This window comes from Chloracidobacterium sp., from assembly GCA_016711345.1.
Classification (GTDB): Bacteria; Acidobacteriota; Blastocatellia; order Pyrinomonadales; family Pyrinomonadaceae; genus OLB17.
Genome location: JADJTD010000001.1, coordinates 3,557,101 through 3,578,121 on the forward strand (window position 1 = coordinate 3,557,101; position 21,021 = coordinate 3,578,121).

A 21,021-nucleotide genomic window follows, 5' to 3' on the forward strand; every position below is an offset into this window, starting at 1 on the left:
ATTCTTAGTGAAATGAAATTAATTGCCCAATACCGATTCGTAAATCTCTAAATACTCTGCCGCCAAGCTCTTTGAACTAAATCTAAGGATATTTCGAGTTCCATTTAAAACTAATTCCTCACGATACTTTGGTTCGTTAATTATCTTAATCAAACCATTTCTAATGGCAATCACATCGTTTGGATCTGCGAGAAACGCGCCGGCTCCCGCCACATCTTTCATTGGCGAACGGTAGCTTGTAATTACCGGCTTTTTCATCGCCTGAGCCTCTATGATAGGCAGCCCAAATCCCTCATAAGTTGAACAAAAGGCTATAATGTCCGCGTTTCTATATTCTTCGATCATGTCTTTTGTCCCTAAGTCAAAAACATTTTCGAACTGAACATCGCTGGTCGCTAAAGCTTCTTTTATATTAGCACTCACTCGCCCTATTATTCGAAGTCTGCAATTTACGCCGTCCAGAGCCCTTATCAAATTGGGGACATTCTTGTTTGCGGATGTGCCGATCTGCAGGATTATCGGACGTTTTTGATCAAATGGCTTGATCGGTTCTGGGGCGAGACCATTGACGAGAGGATTTTCGATGACGCGAATCTTCCCTGGATCACAATGTGTGTATTTGACTATTTCATCCTTCGTCGCTTGTGAAATGGCCGTTATAAATTTGAGCCTTTTTACTGGCAAGTCCAGAAATAGCTTTTTTAGAACATATCGCCTGACACCCGTTCGCCGATGGAGAAACACCAAGTCATGGATCGTCAGAACGGTCTTGTCCGCAGGCAGTCGTAAGGCCATATAATGTATTTGGCCCGTTATGTGATAAATATCTGCCAACTTCGGTCGAAAGAACAACAGATTCAGCAAAATGTCTAACGGACTGTTGCCGTATGGCATCTTTTGAGATTCGATGTCGAATTGGTCGGCCGGAATATCCTTGGAAATTTGGTCAAAAACCCTTTCGATACTGACTGACTCAAACGGCTTTCTATCGACAAAGAGGATCTTGTGATTCATCAAATTTGGCACGTCAAGTCTTCTCAATAGCAGGTTCCAACATTTGGCGTGTGATCGCAGTCGTTCCAACCTGTTCTACGACCAAACCGGCAGCAAGATTTGCGATGCGAGCTGCTTCGACAAAATCCAATCCAGCCCCAAAAGCGACTCCAAGACTCGCAATGACTGTATCTCCCGCACCCGTTACATCATACGTCTCCTTCGCCGCTGTACTCAGATGAAACGGTTCCTTATCTTTTTGAAACAGCGTCATGCCGTCTTCGCCCTGTGTGATCAGAACCATTGCAAGGTCTAACTCATTCAGCAACTGATTGCCGGCGATAGACACAAGGTCGGGCATGTCCTCGTTAAGATTGCAGGCTTCCGCAGCTTCGCGGCGGTTAGGTGTTATGAGCGATGCTCCAGCGTAACGTGAATAGTTTTTGCCCTTAGGATCGACGAGAACGATTTTTCCTTGCGAACGAGCGGAATCGATCAAACGCCACAAAAGACTTGGCAACAACAAGCCTTTGGCATAATCAGAAACTATAATAGCGTCAACGTCAGGTAATACGGCTGCAATATTTTTCCAAATACTTTCATGGTCTTCATCCGAAAAGTCCTCTGTAGTTTCTTGATCTACGCGAACAACCTGTTGGCTGTGAGCGATAACTCGCGTTTTAACGCTAGTAGGACGACCGGCGATGCGTACAAGCGAATCTGATTCGACCCCCTTCCTTTTAAGCAAAGTTACAAGCGTGTCGGCATCATTATCCGCTCCAATCACCCCGACAAGGTGAGCCGTTGCACCGAGTCCGGCGATGTTTGCGGCGACATTGGCGGCACCGCCCGGAGCGAAAGTGCTTTTTTCTAGCTCGACGACGGGTACAGGAGCCTCAGGGGAAATGCGTTTGACGCTGCCCCACCAATAACGGTCGAGCATTATGTCGCCAACCACGAGAATCTTTACATTTGCAAAATTATCTAAAATGCTCATTTGGTATCGGCGAATTTAGTGTCGATGATCTCGCACCAGATGTGAGCGATAGTTATGTGCGCTTCTTGAATACGAGCGGTACGTTTCGACGGAACCATAAAGCAAGCATCGCAGAGCGACGCCAATTTCTTGCCGTTAGCACCTGTCATGCCAAGTATTTTACAGCCTGCACTTCTTGCCGTCATTACGGCGGAAATTATATTCGGTGAATTGCCGCTTGTACTTATCGCGATAAGCAAGTCGCCGTCCGAAGCGAGAGCTTCGACCTGACGGGCAAAGACACGTTCGAAATCGAAATCGTTAGCTATTGCAGTCAGTGCTGATGTGTCGGTCGTCAAGGCTATCGCTGGCAACCCCTTACGTTCGGATTCGTAACGGCAGACGAGCTCAGTTGCAATGTGTTGGGCGTCGGCAGCACTGCCGCCGTTTCCACAAATAAGGACTTTTTTACCCGCTTGAAAAGTTTGAAAAATAAGCTCAGCGCATTCCGCAATGTTCGCTTCATAAGTGGCGTGCAGCATTTTGAAAAGCGCGATGTGCTCATTAAGTGAACTGGCGATCATCGGATCGCTACCTTCATTTTGTTGAACAGTATTCTTTTCCATCCGCTTAATAATATTGCTGGTTGAAAATCCGTCCTTTAAAGGCAGCGAAAACACTTCCCCGCCGTTAGAACGAACAAAATCTGCACCGATGATCTCAGATTCCTGCCAGTCACCGCCTTTTACAAGGACATCAGGCTTGATCTGTTTTATCAAATTCTCTGGTGTCAACTCATAAAAAACCAAAACCTCGTCCACCGACCTCAAACCTAACAGCACTTCAGATCGCTCTTTCTGACTGTTGACCGGCCTTCCATGTCCCTTTATCGACGCCACGGACGCATCGCTGTTAATGCCAACTATCAGTTTTGTTCCAAGAGCTTTTGCCCTCGACAATAGATCGATATGTCCAGGATGCAAAATGTCAAAACAGCCGTTGGTGAAAACTATCTTTTCCATAGATGACTGGAACGATTATAGCCTCTGCCTTATCGTTTTGCCACGAAAGCTCGAATAATCAGGCTTTTCGTGCCTTGACGATTGCCTTGTTGGAATTGAATAGATTTGTTCCTAAAAATGGATACGCGAATGGTGTGATAATTGGTGATAGGGACGACGGAAGTCCAAGTCTTTCGAGCAGGTATATTTCCACGTACTTTCTCACGGGCCATGACAGTTCGTTTTTGATCTCGATCTCGATGTCGGCAAAGCCCGCATTTGTGAGCAGTCTTTTCAATGCTTCCGACGTATAATTCTGAAGATGAAAAACCGACGTTCTGCCGCGTTGCCAAATAATTCCCGCTTTTCGTAAGCCGGGAATTTTCTGGACGAAATGCATTACACGATCAGTTCGCGTTACGACCGGCGTGTGAAAATATACGAATCCGTCCTTTTTTAGGATCCTCGAACACGCACCGATCAAATATGCCGGATCGGGAACATGCTCGACCACGTCCAGCAAAGTCGCCGCATTAAATGCAGCCGACGGAACGGCGCTGTAATCGTAGTCCTGATAAATGTGCGTGGCAATATCAGCGATCCCCGAGAGATCCGAACCTTTTATCTCGTGGGCAGAAACATCGCTATAGCCATTTTCGTGCAACATCTCAACAAACATTCCATTGCCGGTGCCAATGTCGATCACGCTGTCGCTCTTTGAAATAAAACTATCGAGATGGGTAATGGCGGTCGCCATCTTTTCGCGGTTTTCGGCCTCGATATCAGCATAATAACTTGTTGAATCAAGAGTAGAATATGCCTCACCCAATTCTTTGCTGGTGATCTCATTCCCCACAAAAACGCACTCGCATTCTATGCACCTGTAATTGCGAATGACGGTCGTTGAACTATGCTCGTTTTGTGTTTCGCAAAGGAATTCGATAGTACTCGAACCGCATACTCTACAAAGGCCTGATTTTTCCTTTGAAGCTATCATCTATTTGGCGAGGTCGGTAAACTCATTCGGTTTGCCACAATATTCGTTTTTGCAAGCAGAGTAACAAGCAAAACACCAATAACGGCGACGAAACCTACCTTAATAAATGTAGGTATTATTGTTCCATAAAATGCTTCGTAGGAAACCGAAGTAAGGAGCATGAAATACAAAGTTACGCGCCAAATACTCTGCGTTTGAGACTCGACAAGAGTGCGGTAAATGACACGCAAGAATATTCCGATGACAAGCATGCCGATAAATATTCCAACGATTCCGAAATTGCGCAGAAGGTCGCCAATGGGTGTAATGGCAAACGATGTGTCGCTTTGGTTGAAATATAGGTCGCTGTATTTACGGGCGTCTGATGCCGAGGGTTTTTCTTTCCAGATCACTCGCGGGATCAGGAATATTGTCATGTCTTTCCAGATATTATTGTCGAGATCGTAGGCCTCTTCGTATGGAGCGAGTTGTTCGTAATTTGAAACAACAACGGAAAGTGTTGTGAGAATATCAAGCCGTTCGGCGAGGCGATCAACACCGAACTGCAGCGATTCTGCAGAACCGCTTTTACCGATCTGATCAAATGTGCGTCCTATGTCATCTGTATATTTATCAAAACTCTGCTGAGCCTCACCGCCTTTAACGTTTCGGAATGTAGTGCCGTAGATCATTCCACCGATAAGGAGCACTGTCAAAACAATGCCGGAAACGACGGCCTGTCTAAGTTTCAACTCGCGTCCCGACAAAATATATGCGAGTACAATCACTTCAAATAATACAAGAGCGCTGCCGCGATTGCCCGCGAGAAGTGCCTTGCTTATCGCCGTAGATACGAGCAAGACAAAAACGATCACGCTGCTGACCGTTAACTGCTTCTTCCGAAACAGAACATTCCAAAGCAGAAAACTCGCCTGCATCCACAGAAGCGTTGTCAGATAGATCAACCCGTCATACGAACTGATCTCATCGGCCCTTTGATATCCGAAAACGCCGAGTATAAATGCAAGTATCGTATTCAAGATGCCAAGCATCAAAAGTACGATTCCCGGGCCAATATACTTGGGCGGTTCGTAATTAGCCTGCGGCAAAAAACGTTCAAAAAATGCCCCGATCTTTTCCCCTAACGGCAAAAAGTACCCAACGGACAATCCTGTAAATCCGAGAGCGACCAGGCCGACGGTAAGCGGCAAAGTACATGGGATGTCCTGCGTGTAGGCGAGATAGTAAGGCTGCGACCACCCAAACGCGAAAAACAAACCACCCATCACAAACGCCGGAAAGAAATAGGACCACGTCGCAAAGACAATTGGGTCCGCAAAACTAAATTTTCCTTTGTAATAAAGAACAAGCGAAGGCACGGCCATAACGATCGCGAGGCCGATGATCCAGGGAACTAGAAATAGATAAGGAAATGAACGAAACGTATCTGTTGTTGCAAAGAGTGCAAACGCTGCCACGATCGCGGTCAATGCCATTAGAGCGACTCCAACGAGGATCGTCCGGTCGCCGCTTCCACGGCTAAAATTTCGATTGTAGTCAGTAGCGTTCTGCATCGTCCTATTGCGGTTTAATCTGACAATCGACAAACTGCGATCACGCCGTCCGCCCATTGTGGTGCAAAAAAGGTACAAACATCATTCACCGCATTCAGATACCATTTGTTATGTGGCCGGTGCTCGGTACCAATGTCATAAAACAAAAAATCATCGACGCTGAGCGAATATCTTTTCAAAAGCACGGTAAGCGTTGAATAGGAATAATAAGCGACATGGTCGGGATGAACGGGTTCCTGAATGCCTCCTTTCCCGCGCAAACCGTACCACGCAAAACGCATCCCGCAATAGGCGTTGATCGTCGTCAGCAATAGACGCGTGTCAGCGTTCATAAAGCGTTTGATGCCGTCAAGGAACAAACCGGGGTTGTTCAAATGTTCGATCATTTCGCCCGCAACAATTGCATCAAAAGTTTCGTTCAGCGGCACTTCGTTGAGTTTTTCGAGATCTGCTCTGTATAGGTTTTTGGTGCCGTTGGCTACCAAAACATCGATTCCCGGCTGGTCAAAATCAAACCCATACAATTCGCCTGCGATCTTTTGCAGATCAAAATGCAGGAGCATTTCTTTGTCGATCGAGTCCTGTGTGTACGGATAATTGGCGCAGCCAAGATGCAGGACCTTCTTACCGGCACAGTGTTTCTTAATAAAATCGACCCTTTGAACAAGCTTCATAAACTGCCGAAATAGTGACTTTACCACATATTTATATAAGCCCGCACGGTAGGAACGGTCCGAATGGAAACCCAATCGATTTTGTTCATTTCACCCCATTCGCGCAAAAACTTTTTTACAACGATTTAGTGATGTATAACGGCTGGAAAACCACGTCATATTTGGAAAGTTGCGTCGTTTCTAGAAAGTTACGTCATATCTGGAAAGTTGGTATTTCAATTTTCGACGAACCGCGCTAGTGTCTATTTCGTGAGGAATTCTTAGGTGTTAGATCCGCAATCAGCAAAGTGCATAGTGATAACTGCTTTTATGAAGTGTCAGAGGTGAATCAGATGAGGTATGTGAAACGACAATACGCTTTCCTGTCCCCGACCGGGAAAAAGATAATAGCCCAGGGTAAGGCCTTTGGCCGCAACCCTCGGTACAGCGTTACACACAACGCCGACCCGAAGGGGTCGAACAATCGGCGCGTGATGTTGCTCCCCTTCAGGGAGCGGAATTGTTCGAACGAGATCCCTGGGGTTACGTTCGCTCCGCTCACTCACCCCAGGCTATTATCTTTGTCACCTTCGGCGACAGGAAAGGATTTCTTTGTGGCAAAAACATCCTGGGACGCATCACATGCAGGCAAGCTGCTTGTGTTCCGACAAAATCTCAGGGACGCGCATGTCAGAACCGGGAGCGGTCGCGACCGGGTTCTTGAACCGTAACTCTCAGGGACGCAAACACAAGAACATTGACTGATTTTATTTCTTTGTGTTCTCCGTGCCTTTGTGGTGAAAAAAAAACTCTGGGACGCACGCCAGAAAATGTTTTTCGTGTATTATTCAATGATGAAATTTCTTAGACCTGTGTTGATTTTAGCTGTGTTGGTCTTGTCGGTGTTTGGTGTTCGGGCTCAAACAACATCCTTATCAGAGAAGCAAAAATCTATAACAAAGAAGGAATTCGAAAAAGCAGAGAAAAAGGCAAAGGAAATGCTCAAGACTGCGACGTATCGGATGACACAGACATTTGAGTATTTCGAAGAGCCGGACAAGTCGGGGGCGTTAATTGAGCGGTCGATTGAGGAGGTTGTCCATCCAAACAAATGGCGGCGCGTTGACGAAAGCAACTATCCAAGGCCGTCGAGGCATGAATATATTTCGGATGGAAAGTACTTCTTTAAGCGAAAAAACGACGGCGATTGGATAAAGTCTATTGGCGGCTCTACCGAGTTGAGGGAAAGCAGGGAGCCCGATGATCTTACGAATGTTCGTTACCGGTTTCTTGGTAAAGCAAATCTCCATGGAACGAAAGCAGACAAATACGAGGTCGAATCGTTGCGAGTCGCTAACCCGTTCTCGATGACCGACATGCTCACCTACAGTGGCAGTCGCTGCGCGACATATTGGTTCGATGAGTTGGGACGTATCCTTAGGAAAGTCGAGGTCAACGGTATCGACGGCAGTAAGGTAACTTGGGTAGAAACTTTTTGACTACGTTTACGATCCCAAAGACCTCAAACTCGAGGCGCCGATAAAATAACATATGAATTGGCTTGAGAACGAAGAATTTGGGACGAGCTCAAAGTGTGACTGGCCTTTAATTTTCTCTTTGCTCTCTGTGTTTTCTGTGGCAAAAAAATCTCAGGGACGCGCAATCGCAGAAGACTTTAGTCGCCGAGCAAGCTGACAATTTAGTTTTGGGAGGCATTACACGCAGGCAGGCAGGCTGCGTTCCGACAGGATCTTAGGGAAGCGCGAAATAGATTTCTTAGATGACATTAGACAATACACAGCCGGGATTTATTCACAAACTCGTCCGGCTTTACACACTTAATTCGCCGTTAAAGAGAGGCAGGCACAGGTTGTCGAATTTGGCATTTAGCCTTTCTCCGACGATGCCGCGAGAGATCGTTGTAAAAACAATTGACGGCCGCGAGCTGTTTATTGATACGAAAAACAACTCCTACAAATATGTTTATTTCCTGGGCGAATACGAGTCGGTGATCTCTAACATTTTCAGACGACTGATAAATCCCGACAACATCTGTTTGGATATTGGTGCGAACATTGGCTGGTACACGACTTTGTTTCAGAAATTGGTTGGCCCCGCTGGGCAGGTTCATGGTTTTGAGCCTGTTCCGCATATTTTCACGCTTCTGGGACGCAACGTAAAACTAAATGTTCCGCCTGATAATGTCATGATAAATAACCTCGCATTAGGCAACGAGGAAAAGGACGTTGAGTTGCATGTTTTTGCCGATATGCCTGACGGACACTCATCTATTTCGACATTTGGCCATGCAGACTATGAGACTTTTACAAGCAAGATGACAACGCTTGATTCTTATCTTAGTGAACACGAGATCGACAATGTGAGCATAGTCAAAATGGATGTGGAAGGTGCAGAGTTAATGGCTCTGCAGGGAGCGTCAAAGTTATTCGAACAGGAAAGGCTGCCTATCTTTGAAATCGAAATGGCTCTGGCTACTTCAAAAGGGTTTGGTTATATCCCGAACGATCTGATCGAATTTATTCGCTCAAAAGCTAGCTACGATTTCTATGCGATCGACGAGACGCATTTCACTCTTCAAAAAATAGATGGCTTTGAACCGGATGACATAGGTGCAAATGTTCTGTGCCTTCCGCAGAATTTTGATAAAAGAAAAGTGTCAGATCTTTTCGTTTAGCCAGTCATTTTAATGCTAACTATTGAATATTCTTTTGACTAAGAGTTTGTCATCTTCCGTTACAAAGTTTAGCAGCCACAAGATCAGACAATAAACCAAACCGCCGACGAAAATTGCAAGAATAAGAGACGGCCAATTTGATGGTAGTGAAGATGAGATCGAGTATTCGACCGCAGCGGCAGTGATCGCAGCTAAAGCAAGGTTGCCTGTCAAAGCAAGCCAAAATCGGAACTGCATCTTTTTGAAAAACATTTTCTCTACGACAAAAATAGAGAAGAACATAACGATAAAGGCAATAAGCCGAGCGAGCGCAACGCCAAAATTTCCGAGGCCGTTTGAAAGCAGGATCATCAGCGATATTCCAATCGTTGTGCAAACCGCGGTAGCTATGGCGTTGAATTGGGGGCGGCCTAATCCTTCTGTCATTTGCCAGGCAACGGATACTATTGCGATAAGCCCAAAACAGGTGATATGCAGAACAAGCAAACTCGCTGAATTGACGGCAAAGGCTTCGCCCATCCAAAGGCGTAAAAACAAAGAACTTTCAACGGACACGCTCACAACGACGAAAACGACAAGCAGGCAAATTACTTTTGTGGCCTTTGAATACAGTCTGAGCAGCTTTTCCGGTTCGTTCTTGAGTTCGCTGGCGAGCGGAAACACTACCTGTACGAGACTTGCGACAAATCCGTGTAAATATAAGCCTAGTGACATCGGAACAACATAGTAAGTCAGACTTTCAGGACCGAGTCGGTGGGTTATAAATCCGCGTTCAAACAGGAGTAGGAGATTGGCGAGTAACTGAGTTGCGACGATCGCTGAGCTGTATCGAAGTACGAGTTTTAGCGTTTCGGAGTTGAACTTAAATGTGATCCCAAATTCCGGTAGGAGCCTTCTTGCGGCGTAGCCGAAGACTATAAAAAACGCGGATAGTACGACTATATTCCAAGTAAGCAGCGAGAGCAGGCCATAACCGAAATATGCCAAAGCCAGATTGCCCAGAGTTAAAACAAAACTATTGGCGGTGAATATCTTGGAATAGACATCGAATCTTTGAATTCCCTGCAGCACGGATGTAAAAACCTGACTGAGCATCCAGAGAAAAATAATTCCCGAGGCTATATAGATCGCCGTAATTGTTTTGTGCTGTGCTTCCGGTTCGATGTTAAATACAGTGCGAACGAGCCAGCCTGCCGACAGACACATCACGAAAACACCGATGAGTCCGATCACGATATTGAGAAAAAAACTGGCTGAAACTACATCGCGAATTTTTTCGGATTCTCCGGTTACGCGATATTCGGCAATGTATTTTGTGATAGCTCGTCCAAAATTAAATGTGAACGAATAGCTGATAAAGCCCAAGACAAGCGCGTAAATTCCGTAGTCACTGTTGCCAAGCGAGCGGACAATGATCGGTGTCGCGACAAACCCTAGTCCGATCGGCAAGATCCAGGTCAGTGAACCGTACACGACGTTGCGGAAGATGCTCTTGCTCGTCTGATTGTTGATCGCCTGATTCATCGGTCGGCTGAAGTTGTAATTTCGTGTTTCATTTTGCGAATGGTTTCTTTCAAGCGGGAAAAATCGTCAGGTTCGCTCAAAATGCCAGGTCCGGGACGCCAGTTTAGTATTTCCGCAGCCAATGAAATGTCAGCCTCTGTATCGAATACATCGTCGCCTGATTTTTCGCGTGCGCCTATGTCCAAAAGATCATCGTCTGCACTACAGATCTCCCAAACCTTTCGGGCAACATCCCGCAAAGCAACGCCTTGCCCGCCGGCGATATTTATAATGCGTCCAATGGCGTTTTCGGCTGTAATTGACTGCACTATTGCGGCCGCGACATCCTCAACAAATATAAAATCTCGCTTTTGAAGACCGTCGGACATCTTAAAGTGCTTGTTGAGTAATCCGCATGTAACTAACTGTGGAAAAAACATCTTATGCGGCTGACCAAGACCATATGCTGTGAACACTCGAAGTATCGTAACCGGAAAACCGTTCGCGGCGTGCAGGTCAAGAGCGAACTGATTGGCCTTTGCTTTCGAGACCGCGTAATGAGAAATTGGCTTTCCCGGCATGTCTTCGCAAAAAGGCGTTGGCTGATCGCCATATTCAGCGGCCGTGCCGAGCAGTATGACTCGTGTAACCCCTGTTTTTTCAATAGCTTTCAGGAGATTGACGGTGCCCTTAAAGTTTACTTCATCGTATATGCTGCCAGTCGGGTCGGCATTTCCTGTAACGCCGGCGAGATGTAGGACAATTTTCGGCTTATAACTCTGGACAAGGTCATTTACCTGCTCGACATGCGTCAGATCAACGTTAACTGCATTTGGGGTGGTCTCATTAAATGTTGTGACTAATGGATCAAGTCCATCCGACGAAAGCAGATCGACAACATAACGCCCGATAAATCCGGTGCCTCCAGTTACGAGTATTCGCGTGTTAGCCGGATTCGACATTTGTTTTTATGATTTTTGAGCGAAAAAGCGCTGATACCAGCCGATCGTGAGTTTCAGCCCGTCGTCGAGAGTAAATTCAGGTTTCCACCCTAGAATTTTACGGGCCTTTTCGGCGTTCAGGTATTGATGCTGTATCTCATTTCCAGCCTGGTTTAGTATTGTCGGCTTCAGATCATCGCGGCCCATCAAGTTCAGTATCTGATGCGTTAGATCAAGCACATTTATTTGTATCTCGTTGCTGAAGTTGAACGCCTCGCCGCAAATATCAGGATTTTCCTCCATTTTTTCCGCCAGCATCATATATGCAAGTGCAGCGTCCTCGACATAAAAATAATCGCGGATGTAAGTGCCGTCACTGCGAATGATTGGTGATTCATTACGAACTGCCGACCGTATCGTGCCCGGAATTAATCTGTTCCAATTGAGATCGCCGCCGCCAAAAAGATTTCCGCATCGCGTGATGCATACGGGCAGATCGAATGTGTGAGCGTAACTTTGCGAGATCAGGTCTGCACAGGATTTGCTGACGTCGTAAGGATGTTTCCCTTGCAGTGGAGCGTCCTCGCGATATGGAAGCTCGTCATGTGAGCCATAGGCTTTGTCGGATGATGCGACAATGACTTGTTTAATTAACTCCGATCGGCGAGCAGCTTCGAGAAGGCACCAAGTTCCGCGGATGTTCGATTCAAACGTCGAGATCGGACTTCGATTTGCCGTGCCGACAATAGTCTGAGCGGCGGCGTGGAAAACAGTTTCGATCTCGTATTCATTGAAAATGCGTTCTAAAAGTTCCTGGTCAGTAAGGTCACCGCGTATCACGGTCGCGCCGGACACAGCGTTATTTTGAAACAGCTCAGATTCAGGAACCCAATCGCGTATCAACACCACAACATCGGCGCCGACAGACACCAGTTTAGCCGTCAACCAACTTCCCAAAAGGCCCGTCGCTCCTGTCACAAAGACGCGACGGTCAAGCCAGAATTTCGGATTCAGATCCATAACTTAATCCCACATTTTCCACTCGGCGGTGCCGTTATCCCACATCTCCTCGAGCATTTTCCATTCGCGGTAGGTATCCATCGGCTGCCAAAAACCTGTATGAGCGAACATCATCAGTTCACCATCGAGAGCTGCCTGCTGTAACGGTTCACGTTCGAGCGTGAGGTTGTCATCGTCCGACAAATAACGGTCGATGAATTCCGGCTCCATTACAAAAAAGCCGCCGTTGATAAAGCTCTCTGTGACCTGTGGCTTTTCTGCAAACGTTACAACTTTATCGCCGTCGAGCATCAGTTCGCCAAACCTGCTTGGAGGCCGCACGCCGGTGACAGTCGCAAGTTTGCCATGAGTTTTGTGAAACTCTAGTAGTGTGGCAATGTCGATACTTCCTAGTCCGTCGCCGTAAGTCAAACAAAAGGCTTCGTTTCCCAATTGTTCCCGAACGCGAAAAACACGGGCGCCGGTCATCGCATTTTCTCCGGTTTCAATCAGCGAAACTTCCCATTCACTATTACCATGCCGGCTAAAGTGATCTTTGATGACCTCGCCCTTATAACCTAGACACAAGACAAATTGATTCAAGCCAAAATGGGCATAGGTCTTCATTATATGCCAAATGATCGGCTTGCCGCCGATCTCGACCATCGGCTTTGGAATTGTTTCTGTCTGCTCACGCAGACGAGTTCCCTGTCCGCCGCATAGAATGACAACCTTCATAAAATGAATACTAATGCACGATTTTACATTGCTAGCGGTTTGTTTGCCACACGTCGTCGTACAGTTTCAGCGTTCGCTCGGCTGTAGTTTGAGCATTGAATTTATCAAATGCAGTTTTTTTCGCTGCTGCACCGAGACTATCCCTATGCAGTGGATCGTCTAGCAGTGAGGCGATTGCTTTGCTTAGTTGAATCGAATCGCGCGGAGGAACTAACACGCCCGTTTGGCCGTCAAGGATTGCTTCGGGTATGGCGTTGACGTTTGTGGTGATGCATGGCAGTCCTAGTGCCATTGCCTCGATCAGGGCGATTGGCAATCCTTCTTGCAAACTCGCAAGAATGAAAATGTCCGCACTGCTCAGCAGTGTCAACATGTCTTCGCGTGTTTGGCCGATCTCTTCCGAGTCAATTAATCGAAATGAGCTGCCGAGTCCGTAAGACTCTACCTTCTTCAAAGTCTCGGCGTCAGGAAGCGTTGTCGACAGCCACACAAAAACAAATTCTCTCCCGGCGTCTTTGAGTTGTTTTAGACTTTCCAGTAAAACCCAGCAGCCCTTACGTTCGATGAACTGTCCTACCGTCATTAGTATCGTTTTATTTTCAGGCAGTCCGTATCGTTTCAATATCTCAGTTTTTGCAGGAAGAATGTTTATAACGTTGGTTATCTCAACAGGATCAATGCCGGAATAAGTGACGTCAACCTGCGCGAATTTTTGCGAACCGATGTACGGTTGTAAACTACCTTTTGCCTCTTGATTTGAAGCAAGCAGATGAAAGCTTGAGAACCGGCTAATGACTTTTCCTTTTATCTGCCAACGCAATTTTCGCCAGCCCGTGTAAAGCGGCAGGCCGGTATGAATCGTCATAAAGACATTGGTCTTCCGGCACAACCTGAAAAGCGAAAAGAAAGACTGCCAAAAGCCGAGATCAATATGAAATATCGCATCTGCAATGTTTGGACGAGCCAGAATGTTGCGGACCATTTGGCTTTCCGAGCGGTGAATAGTGATGCGATTTGCCAATCTACCCAACAGACCGTACTTACTATCAGGCAAGGAGGAATTTTGCAGAAATTCGATGGAGATCTGCAACGAATTGAGATATTGCAAGATCTTCGGTTCGGAGTTCGCAGGGATTAGAGCGGTCACATGATACGACTTTTTTGCCTGTTTCATCAGAGACAAAAAATATATCTGTGCACCACCCCATTCGCGATAATTCCAAACGTAGATGATCTGACGCATTTAACTAATTTTTATTCATCGATCACAGCCGCCGCAAACGTTTTTGATAGCGGTTCTTCGTGTTGTTGAAGTGCCCAAGCTCCCTCAGTATTTTTCCCGATGAGCAAACGCAAATAGTAGATCGGAATTGCCAACAAACCTTCAACTAGATTTGGCGCGCCTCCCATGCTCCCATAAAATTTGCGCCGGAAACTATATGGGCCTGTAGAGTCAAAAAAGAAACGGCTGAGTTTCTTCGCTAGAGACAATTTCCGAAATCCTGTTGCTGGATCGTTTGGCTTGCAAAAGGTTCGGGCACGCGGCTCGATGAGCAGTCGCCAGCCTCGTCGGCGCATTCGTGGTGTGTATTCTGCGTCACCATATTGGACGAGGTGCTTTTCGTCCATTAAACCGTTATCCCTTACCGCTTTGGCAGGATACAGAACACAGTTGCCAACGATCAACTCGACTTCCCAGGGGCGTTCCGGAACGGTCCATATCGTTTGTTGAAACCAATGGCGATAACCGCCTCGCAACAATTCCCAACGCGGTGCGACCTGAAAGATCCTATGCGGTGTTGACCAATCCAGAAGAAGCGAGCCGATGATTGACCGTGGATATTTTTCGGCACATTTGACCATGCTCAGGATGCACTTTTCATCGAAGATCGAATCGTTATTTATCGCAAGAATATAATCGGGATCGTGACGAAGAGCGGCTTCTAATCCGCGATTCGTTCCGGCCGTGTACCAAAGGTTGCCGTCGCCCTTAATGATCTCAACATCCGGAAAATCGGCTGCAATAGCCTCCGCAGTCCCGTCTGTTGAACCGTCATCGACGACGATGATGTGAACCTGCAAGCCTGTTTTGTCGATCCGCGCGAGACTTCTCAAACATTGGAGCGTCTCTTCGCGGCGATTATGAACCGGCGTGATGATCTCAATTTTTCGTGTTTTCATTCGAAAAGGTTAGAAATCGGCCGGGGAATTTTTAACGGATTCTACGTCGGCATCGATCATGATCTTGATAAGTTCGTCGAAGCGCGTTTTCGCTTTCCAGCCGAGAATCTTTTCCGCTTTGGACGCGTCGCCGATCAACGAGTCAACTTCAGTCGGTCGATAGTATGTCGGGGTTATTTCAACTACAACATCGTTGACACTAACAAATCGTTCTACCGAACCGATCTTCTCTCCAAAGACCATTTCGTCAATACTGTTGATTACGCCTTTTTCATCGACGCCTTTTCCTGTCCAATCGATCTCGATCCCAAGATTGGAAAATGCGGTTTCAACGAACTCGCGAACCGAGTGCGATTCTCCGGTTGCGAGTACAAAATCGTCAGCTTCGTGGTGTTGGAGGATTCGCCACATACCTTCGCAAAATTCCGGTGCATAACCCCAATCCCTTTTGGCGTCAAGATTTCCTAAAATCAGCTTTCCGCCTTTTCCGTGGACAAGACGAGCGATCTCGCGAGTGATCTTTTTGGTTACGAAGGTATTTCCACGCCGCGGTGATTCGTGATTGAACAGAATTCCATTGCTCGCAAAAATATCGTATGCCTCGCGATAATTGACGATCATCCAATATCCAAAAAGCTTAGAAACTCCGTACGGGGAACGCGGATAAAAAGGCGTGGTTTCAGTCTGCGGCGTTTCTTGCACTTTTCCAAATAATTCTGAGGTTGATGCCTGATAAAATTTTACTCTTCTGAGTCCAGTTTCGCGGATGGCGTCTAAAAATCTCAATGTGCCGAGAGCGTCAACTTGGGCTGTGTAATCAGGAATATCAAATGAGACCTTTACGTGGCTTTGCGCGGCCAGGTTGTATATTTCCTCAGGTTCTATCTTGTCCAGTAAACGATTAAGACTGCTAGGATCAATCAGGTCTCCGTAATGCAGAAATAGGGTCTTGTTCAGTATCTCAGGATCACGATAAAGGTGATCGATACGTCCCGTATTAAAGGAGCTGGATTTTCGAATGATCCCATGCACTTCGTAATTTTTTGCAAGCAGGATCTCGGTCAGGTAACTGCCGTCTTGTCCTGTAATTCCGGTGATGAGCGCCTTTTTCATTTGTGATCCAATGCGTGCTTTGAATTTTCGAAAACTCCTGATCTAAGAAACCAATCGTAGGTCAGTTTCAATCCATCTTCAAGTGAGATTTTTGGCTGCCAGCCGATTTTTGACAGGCGAGAGCTGTCCAAAAATTTTCGTGGTGTGCCGTCCGGCTTTTCAGTATCAAAACGAATACTTCCTTCGAACCCCACAATTTTCTTGATTAACTCGACGAGATCCCGTATCTCGATCTCGATCCCTGAGCCTATGTTGATATGTGAAATGCCGTAAGCATAAGCTTCGCGGGCCTCAAGATTTTCCAGCAAAAATACAACGGCATCGGCGAGGTCTTCGACATATAAAAATTCTCGAAGCGGCGTACCGCTTCCCCAAACAATTACCTCATCGGACGCAGCTGTTTTAGCGATGTGAAGCCTGTGGATCAATCCAGGAATAACGTGAGATGACTGCAGATCGAAGTTGTCATTCGGGCCGTATAGATTTGTTGGCATTACGGAAAAGAAATCGCTCTGGTACTGCCGGAAATAATTTTCGCAAAGTTTGATGCCCGCGATCTTTGCGATCGCATAGGGCTCATTCGTCGATTCCAGAGGCCCTGTAAGCAAAGATTCTTCCTTGATAGGCTGTGATGCAAGTCTTGGGTAAATGCACGAACTGCCCAAAAAAATAAGTTTTTCGACCTGATGTTTATAAGCGGAATGGATCACATTCGCCTCGATCATCAGGTTGTCGTAGAGGAACTCAGCCCGGTACGTATCATTCGCTAGAATGCCGCCAACTTTGGCGGCGGCGACGATAACGACTTCCGGCTTTTCTACGGAAAAGAAACGATCGACCTTAGTCTGATCGGTCAGATCAAGTTCTATGGATGTTCGGACAATCGGATCTCGGTAGCCGCTTTTTTCAAAATTGTTGCGAATTGCTTTCCCGACCATACCGCCGGAACCCGCAATATAGATCCGCTTTTCTTTGTAGTTCATACAAGAGCCGTCGATCTAGCCGTTTTGTTGATCGTCGCTGCGGTAATTGTCACTATGATAGTAGCTCTGGTAGTGGTAGTAATTATCCTGAGAGTTAAGATTGACGTTATTCAAAACCACTCCGAAGACCTTTGCTCCAATCTCATTCAACAGTTGCCGTGAACGGCGAACAACCTGTTTCGAGCTTTTGCCTGAATGAACCACCAATATTACACCATCGACCATTGATGCGATAAGAACTCCGTCGGTAAACGACGCTATCGGAGGCGAATCTACCACTATGTGAGTAAATCGATTTTGCAGCATTCTCAGCAACGTTGCCATTTGCTCGGAACCGATCAGCTCGGCGGGATTTGGCGGTATCGGACCTGAAGTGAGCAAATACAATTTAGACTTTTCGTCCTGTCTGATCGCATCGTCGATCTCGGCATCGCTCAATTCACTTGCCAGCAGCGTACTAAGTCCCGCGCGATTATCAATGTCAAAAATGGAGTGCAGCCGAGGCCGACGCATATCGGCGTCAATGATGAGAACCTTTGCTCCCGTTTGGGCGAGACTGATCGCGGTGTTTGTTGCCGTTGTGGTCTTGCCTTCTGACGGCAAACTCGATGTGATCAAAAGCGACTTAGGAGCGTGGCCGGCGGTCGATAGCAATATTGAAGTTCGCAGATGACGATAGGCCTCTGCCAAAGACGAGCGCGGATCGGCATGGATAAGCAGCTCCGACGCCAAATAGTCCACGCCGGTCTCGTTGTCAGATCCGACAAGTAAAAGTTTCCGTTTCTGTAACTGATCGATACGCGGTATCGCCGCAAGTGCCGGAAGCTGCAGAAATTGTTCTATCTCTTCCGTAGAACGAATAGAGTCATCGAGATACTCCAAGACCAATGCGAGTCCCATTCCGAAGAGCGTCGATAAAAACAACGCAGCAAAAACCGTCATAAGTCGGCGTGGCCCAATTGGCAATTCCGGCGGTATCGCGATCTCGATGACACTGATGTTGTTATCGGAGCCTTGAGCGGCGATGTCGTTTCCGCTCACTTGCTTTCGCAGGTTATCTAAGAAGCCTCTATTGGTCTCAATATTTTGCTCAAGCAATCTTATATTAACTGCACCCTGATTTTGCCCTTGGGCTTCGTTATATTGTTTATTAAAATCCGCGCGGATCTTATCTTCTTTCGACTTAGCCTGTAGATATTTTGTCCGCAGATTTTCAAGCAGTTCCTTTGCCGCCCTTTCGCGATACGTCTCCCGATATGTATTAAATTTCGCAACGGCTTTGTCTATGGATTCCTCGTAGCTTTTTATCTGGTCATCGATCTCGCGAATAACATCTGTGCCTTCCTGAAATTCCTGCAGCTTTTGTGCCCGGTCCTTACGGAGTTCGGCTATCTTTTTGAGTAGATCGGCCTGCAGAGTACGAGTGATATTGTCTTGCTGGGTTATAAACGAAGCCATTTTCTCCTCGGCAAGGGCCTTGACCTTGTCGGGCGAATTGCTAACCGTCATAAAATCCGCTTCGGCATTCTTTCGCTCGTTCTCAGCGACCAAAAGATCTTTGTTTAGACCGCTGAGCCGATCAATCACAATCGTTTGATCGGTGCCGGTTTTGAGGATGCCTTCGCTCCGCGTCAGATCGGCAAGTTTTTGTTCGTCGTTCTGAATATCTGTCTGAAGAGTGGCGATCCTCTCCTGCAAAAAATCGTTAGTCTTGCGGCTCGTGCCCGAACGCTTTTCCTGATTTACGGTAGTAAATGTTTCTGCAATGCTGTTTACGATGAATGCCGCGAGTTCTGGATTTGTATTAGAAAATGCGAGGTCTATGAGACGCGTATCTTTGACGGTCGCCCTTGATTCGCGACGAGGCTCAATTTCGAGGTTACGGCGGATCAATTCGACAAACGGTGTCAACCTGACTGCTTCGGCGATCTCGTCGGAACTTGCAAGCCCAGACTCTTCAAGGCGAACCGTTCCCGCCTTGTCATTTTTATCAGCCGTCGCTAAGCCAATAGATTTCAGTATCGATCTCCAGGCGGAGGAACCAGTTTCTGCTTTAGCTTGCAGCAGTTCTTTATTTGTGTCGAGATCGTGTTCCTTGACGGCACGTCGCAAAAGACTTTCGCTCCAAAGGAGTTGAAGCTGCGTATTAAAATATGACGGATCAGGATTTGAGATTGGCCGCTGACGGTCTGTAGTGACGAGGTCGGGATTGTTTTGCTCGTTATCAACTTGAACTACGGCCTGTGCCCGATAGACGTTTGGCTTGCGGGCCATGTAGATCGCGGCCAGCGTGGTCATTAAAACAGCAATGCCGAGCACAAGCCAGAGACGCTTGCGGATGGCACGCCAATAGTCCGCCAACTGAAACCCTTCGCGCTGATTGATATCGCGATATGCAGGGTATCGTCCGACTGGAGCAAAAGGAGTTTCAAAATTGCTCTCAAGCTCAGTAGTCTCCGTCAAAGGGCTTTTAATTATTCCACGGGTCTCTTTCATTTTATACAACGCGGTAAACGTTCTTTATCCTCAGAAACGGTAAGCCGCAGACGGAACAGTATTCTTGATCGTGTTTGTGATTCCTCGCAAGATCGCCTTTGCTTTATCCTCAGAAACGGCAACGATATCGTTCGGTTCAAGGTACGGGTCCTTCATTTTTCCTTTGTCGATAAGGCCAAGATCATAAATGATCTCTTCACGATCAGCCTTTCCCTGAGTCTGTCGTAAGACTCGAATCTTGCTCGTCTTCGCAGCCGGTTTTAATCCTTCAGCAGAAGCAATTGCCTGCGTCAGAGTGATCGGCTCGCGGATCTTTAACGAGCCTTGTTTATTTACATTTCCATAAACATAAACAATGTCGGCATCCAAAACCGACACCACATCTCCCGCCTTCATCCAGAGCGTTTGTTTACCTTCCTGGACGTCGCGAAGTTTAAAGTCCATTACCTCGATTCCTTCGTCATCACCTGCCGAAGCTGAGTTCTCTTTACAGTTCGAATTGCTCCCGGCTCTAGCGACCAAAACCCGCGTTCCCGATTCCTTATTTGGCCCACCCGCGAAAGCCAGCAATTCAAGCAGGTGCACCCTTCGCGAAATGAAATAATTTCCGGGTTTTTCGACCGCACCGATAACAGCAAATGAGCGTGATTTTTGCTCAAGCACCATTACCTGGATGTCGGGATCTCTCAGGTACTTTTCCTTGTAAGCGATTTCTATATCATTCGCGAGTTCCCTTGCGGTCTTGCAAACTGCCGTTACAGGCTTTTCAAGCTTAAAAAGGGCAATTGTGCCAAGCGGGCCGACAGCGATCCTCTGATTTAATTCGGGATGCTTAAATACCTGAACATCAAGTATATCCTGTGTTCCGATCTTGTATTGGTCCTCTTCCGGCGTCTGTGTGGAAATGACTTTGATGAGTGATTCTGGTGGCGTTGGTTTTGCTGCTGTTTGCGGGGCAACGGCTTGCCCAAAGGCATTCACGACACAAAAAAGGGTCAGAAAATAAAACGTAAAACAAATTCCTAACTTTTTCATACTAAATTCCAGCAAATCAACAACTAATTCCCTTGGAGATCATTTCTCATGGCTCCAACCATCCCGAACGCGGTAGTTAAGGAACTACTCAAAAACGCACCTCAAGATACATGCAAACAATTATAGTAACAAAGGTTGCGGCCATTGAAAACACTGATTTTGAA

At 46.8% G+C, this 21,021-nt stretch carries 18 protein-coding genes; 2 read left to right on the forward strand and 16 right to left on the reverse strand.

All coding sequences use genetic code 11. The features are described 5' to 3' along the window. Positions 1–18 precede the first annotated feature (18 nt). The 6 genes from IPL32_15055 to IPL32_15080 form a co-directional block, all read right to left on the reverse strand. A complete protein-coding gene (locus tag IPL32_15055) occupies positions 19–1,014 on the reverse strand; it encodes a glycosyltransferase (protein MBK8467138.1) in 996 nt (331 codons plus the stop codon). Between the two features lie 13 nt (positions 1,015–1,027). Next, on the reverse strand, positions 1,028–1,990 hold the full coding sequence (rfaE1, locus tag IPL32_15060) for a D-glycero-beta-D-manno-heptose-7-phosphate kinase (GenBank protein ID MBK8467139.1): 963 nt from the start codon (positions 1,988–1,990) through the stop codon (positions 1,028–1,030). Further along, positions 1,987–2,991: a D-glycero-beta-D-manno-heptose 1-phosphate adenylyltransferase gene (gene rfaE2, locus IPL32_15065; GenBank protein ID MBK8467140.1), complete on the reverse strand. Its 1,005-nt coding sequence runs from the start codon at positions 2,989–2,991 to the stop codon at positions 1,987–1,989. Before rfaE2 ends, rfaE1 begins: the two co-directional genes overlap by 4 nt. A 58-nt stretch (positions 2,992–3,049) precedes the next feature. Beyond that, positions 3,050–3,826 (reverse strand): class I SAM-dependent methyltransferase, encoded by a 777-nt coding sequence (locus IPL32_15070; GenBank protein ID MBK8467141.1) that lies wholly within the window; start codon positions 3,824–3,826, stop codon positions 3,050–3,052. Between the two features lie 137 nt (positions 3,827–3,963). Further along, positions 3,964–5,520 (reverse strand): hypothetical protein, encoded by a 1,557-nt coding sequence (locus IPL32_15075; GenBank protein ID MBK8467142.1) that lies wholly within the window; start codon positions 5,518–5,520, stop codon positions 3,964–3,966. A gap of 14 nt (positions 5,521–5,534) precedes the next feature. Beyond that, positions 5,535–6,221 (reverse strand): methyltransferase domain-containing protein, encoded by a 687-nt coding sequence (locus IPL32_15080; protein MBK8467143.1) that lies wholly within the window; start codon positions 6,219–6,221, stop codon positions 5,535–5,537. Positions 6,222–7,024: 803 nt separating this feature from the next. On the opposite strand from IPL32_15080, the gene IPL32_15085 reads away from it, so the two are divergent. Together IPL32_15085 and IPL32_15090 are read left to right on the forward strand one after the other, a co-directional pair. Beyond that, positions 7,025–7,672 (forward strand): hypothetical protein, encoded by a 648-nt coding sequence (locus IPL32_15085; protein MBK8467144.1) that lies wholly within the window; start codon positions 7,025–7,027, stop codon positions 7,670–7,672. Between the two features lie 281 nt (positions 7,673–7,953). Further along, positions 7,954–8,868 (forward strand): FkbM family methyltransferase, encoded by a 915-nt coding sequence (locus IPL32_15090; GenBank protein ID MBK8467145.1) that lies wholly within the window; start codon positions 7,954–7,956, stop codon positions 8,866–8,868. Positions 8,869–8,883: 15 nt separating this feature from the next. Here IPL32_15090 and IPL32_15095 read toward each other — a convergent pair whose 3' ends face one another. From IPL32_15095 to IPL32_15140, 10 genes are read right to left on the reverse strand one after another with little or no spacing between them, the layout of a single operon-like run. Then, complete coding sequence (locus IPL32_15095) at positions 8,884–10,392, reverse strand: oligosaccharide flippase family protein (protein ID MBK8467146.1); 1,509 nt, start codon at positions 10,390–10,392, stop codon at positions 8,884–8,886. Continuing rightward, a complete protein-coding gene (locus tag IPL32_15100; GenBank protein MBK8467147.1) occupies positions 10,389–11,333 on the reverse strand; it encodes an NAD(P)-dependent oxidoreductase in 945 nt (314 codons plus the stop codon). The genes IPL32_15095 and IPL32_15100 overlap by 4 nt, the downstream gene beginning before the upstream one ends. A gap of 6 nt (positions 11,334–11,339) precedes the next feature. After that, the gene (locus tag IPL32_15105) at positions 11,340–12,332 is read right to left on the reverse strand and encodes a GDP-mannose 4,6-dehydratase (protein ID MBK8467148.1); all 993 of its coding nucleotides are present in this window, start codon (positions 12,330–12,332) and stop codon (positions 11,340–11,342) included. Positions 12,333–12,335: 3 nt separating this feature from the next. Next, positions 12,336–13,049 (reverse strand): glucose-1-phosphate cytidylyltransferase, encoded by a 714-nt coding sequence (locus IPL32_15110; GenBank protein MBK8467149.1) that lies wholly within the window; start codon positions 13,047–13,049, stop codon positions 12,336–12,338. A 31-nt stretch (positions 13,050–13,080) separates the two neighbouring features. Further along, positions 13,081–14,292, reverse strand: coding sequence for a glycosyltransferase family 4 protein (locus IPL32_15115; GenBank protein ID MBK8467150.1), 1,212 nt, complete (start codon positions 14,290–14,292; stop codon positions 13,081–13,083). Between the two features lie 11 nt (positions 14,293–14,303). Next, positions 14,304–15,230 (reverse strand): glycosyltransferase family 2 protein, encoded by a 927-nt coding sequence (locus tag IPL32_15120; GenBank protein MBK8467151.1) that lies wholly within the window; start codon positions 15,228–15,230, stop codon positions 14,304–14,306. A 9-nt stretch (positions 15,231–15,239) separates the two neighbouring features. Beyond that, on the reverse strand, positions 15,240–16,343 hold the full coding sequence (gmd, locus tag IPL32_15125; GenBank protein ID MBK8467152.1) for a GDP-mannose 4,6-dehydratase: 1,104 nt from the start codon (positions 16,341–16,343) through the stop codon (positions 15,240–15,242). Beyond that, positions 16,340–17,326: a GDP-L-fucose synthase gene (locus tag IPL32_15130; protein ID MBK8467153.1), complete on the reverse strand. Its 987-nt coding sequence runs from the start codon at positions 17,324–17,326 to the stop codon at positions 16,340–16,342. Before IPL32_15130 ends, gmd begins: the two co-directional genes overlap by 4 nt. Positions 17,327–17,341: 15 nt before the next feature. Continuing rightward, positions 17,342–19,822 carry a polysaccharide biosynthesis tyrosine autokinase gene (locus IPL32_15135; protein MBK8467154.1) on the reverse strand — a complete coding sequence of 827 codons (2,481 nt, stop codon included), beginning with the start codon at positions 19,820–19,822 and terminating at the stop codon, positions 17,342–17,344. A 30-nt stretch (positions 19,823–19,852) separates the two neighbouring features. Beyond that, on the reverse strand, positions 19,853–20,857 hold the full coding sequence (locus IPL32_15140) for an SLBB domain-containing protein (protein ID MBK8467155.1): 1,005 nt from the start codon (positions 20,855–20,857) through the stop codon (positions 19,853–19,855). Positions 20,858–21,021: the final 164 nt, after the last annotated feature.

Excerpts from the sequence above, each read along its gene's own strand:
- IPL32_15055 (MBK8467138.1), bottom strand. The coding sequence starts at position 1,014 with ATGAATCACAAGATCCTCTTTGTCGATAGAAAGCCGTTTGAGTCAGTC.
- rfaE1 (MBK8467139.1), bottom strand. The coding sequence starts at position 1,990 with ATGAGCATTTTAGATAATTTTGCAAATGTAAAGATTCTCGTGGTTGGC.
- rfaE2 (MBK8467140.1), bottom strand. The coding sequence starts at position 2,991 with ATGGAAAAGATAGTTTTCACCAACGGCTGTTTTGACATTTTGCATCCT.
- IPL32_15075 (MBK8467142.1), bottom strand. The coding sequence starts at position 5,520 with ATGCAGAACGCTACTGACTACAATCGAAATTTTAGCCGTGGAAGCGGC.
- IPL32_15085 (MBK8467144.1), top strand. The coding sequence starts at position 7,025 with ATGATGAAATTTCTTAGACCTGTGTTGATTTTAGCTGTGTTGGTCTTG.
- IPL32_15090 (MBK8467145.1), top strand. The coding sequence starts at position 7,954 with ATGACATTAGACAATACACAGCCGGGATTTATTCACAAACTCGTCCGG.
- IPL32_15095 (MBK8467146.1), bottom strand. The coding sequence starts at position 10,392 with ATGAATCAGGCGATCAACAATCAGACGAGCAAGAGCATCTTCCGCAAC.
- IPL32_15100 (MBK8467147.1), bottom strand. The coding sequence starts at position 11,333 with ATGTCGAATCCGGCTAACACGCGAATACTCGTAACTGGAGGCACCGGA.
- IPL32_15105 (MBK8467148.1), bottom strand. The coding sequence starts at position 12,332 with ATGGATCTGAATCCGAAATTCTGGCTTGACCGTCGCGTCTTTGTGACA.
- IPL32_15110 (MBK8467149.1), bottom strand. The coding sequence starts at position 13,049 with ATGAAGGTTGTCATTCTATGCGGCGGACAGGGAACTCGTCTGCGTGAG.
- IPL32_15115 (MBK8467150.1), bottom strand. The coding sequence starts at position 14,292 with ATGCGTCAGATCATCTACGTTTGGAATTATCGCGAATGGGGTGGTGCA.
- IPL32_15120 (MBK8467151.1), bottom strand. The coding sequence starts at position 15,230 with ATGAAAACACGAAAAATTGAGATCATCACGCCGGTTCATAATCGCCGC.
- gmd (MBK8467152.1), bottom strand. The coding sequence starts at position 16,343 with ATGAAAAAGGCGCTCATCACCGGAATTACAGGACAAGACGGCAGTTAC.
- IPL32_15130 (MBK8467153.1), bottom strand. The coding sequence starts at position 17,326 with ATGAACTACAAAGAAAAGCGGATCTATATTGCGGGTTCCGGCGGTATG.
- IPL32_15135 (MBK8467154.1), bottom strand. The coding sequence starts at position 19,822 with ATGAAAGAGACCCGTGGAATAATTAAAAGCCCTTTGACGGAGACTACT.
- IPL32_15140 (MBK8467155.1), bottom strand. The coding sequence starts at position 20,857 with ATGAAAAAGTTAGGAATTTGTTTTACGTTTTATTTTCTGACCCTTTTT.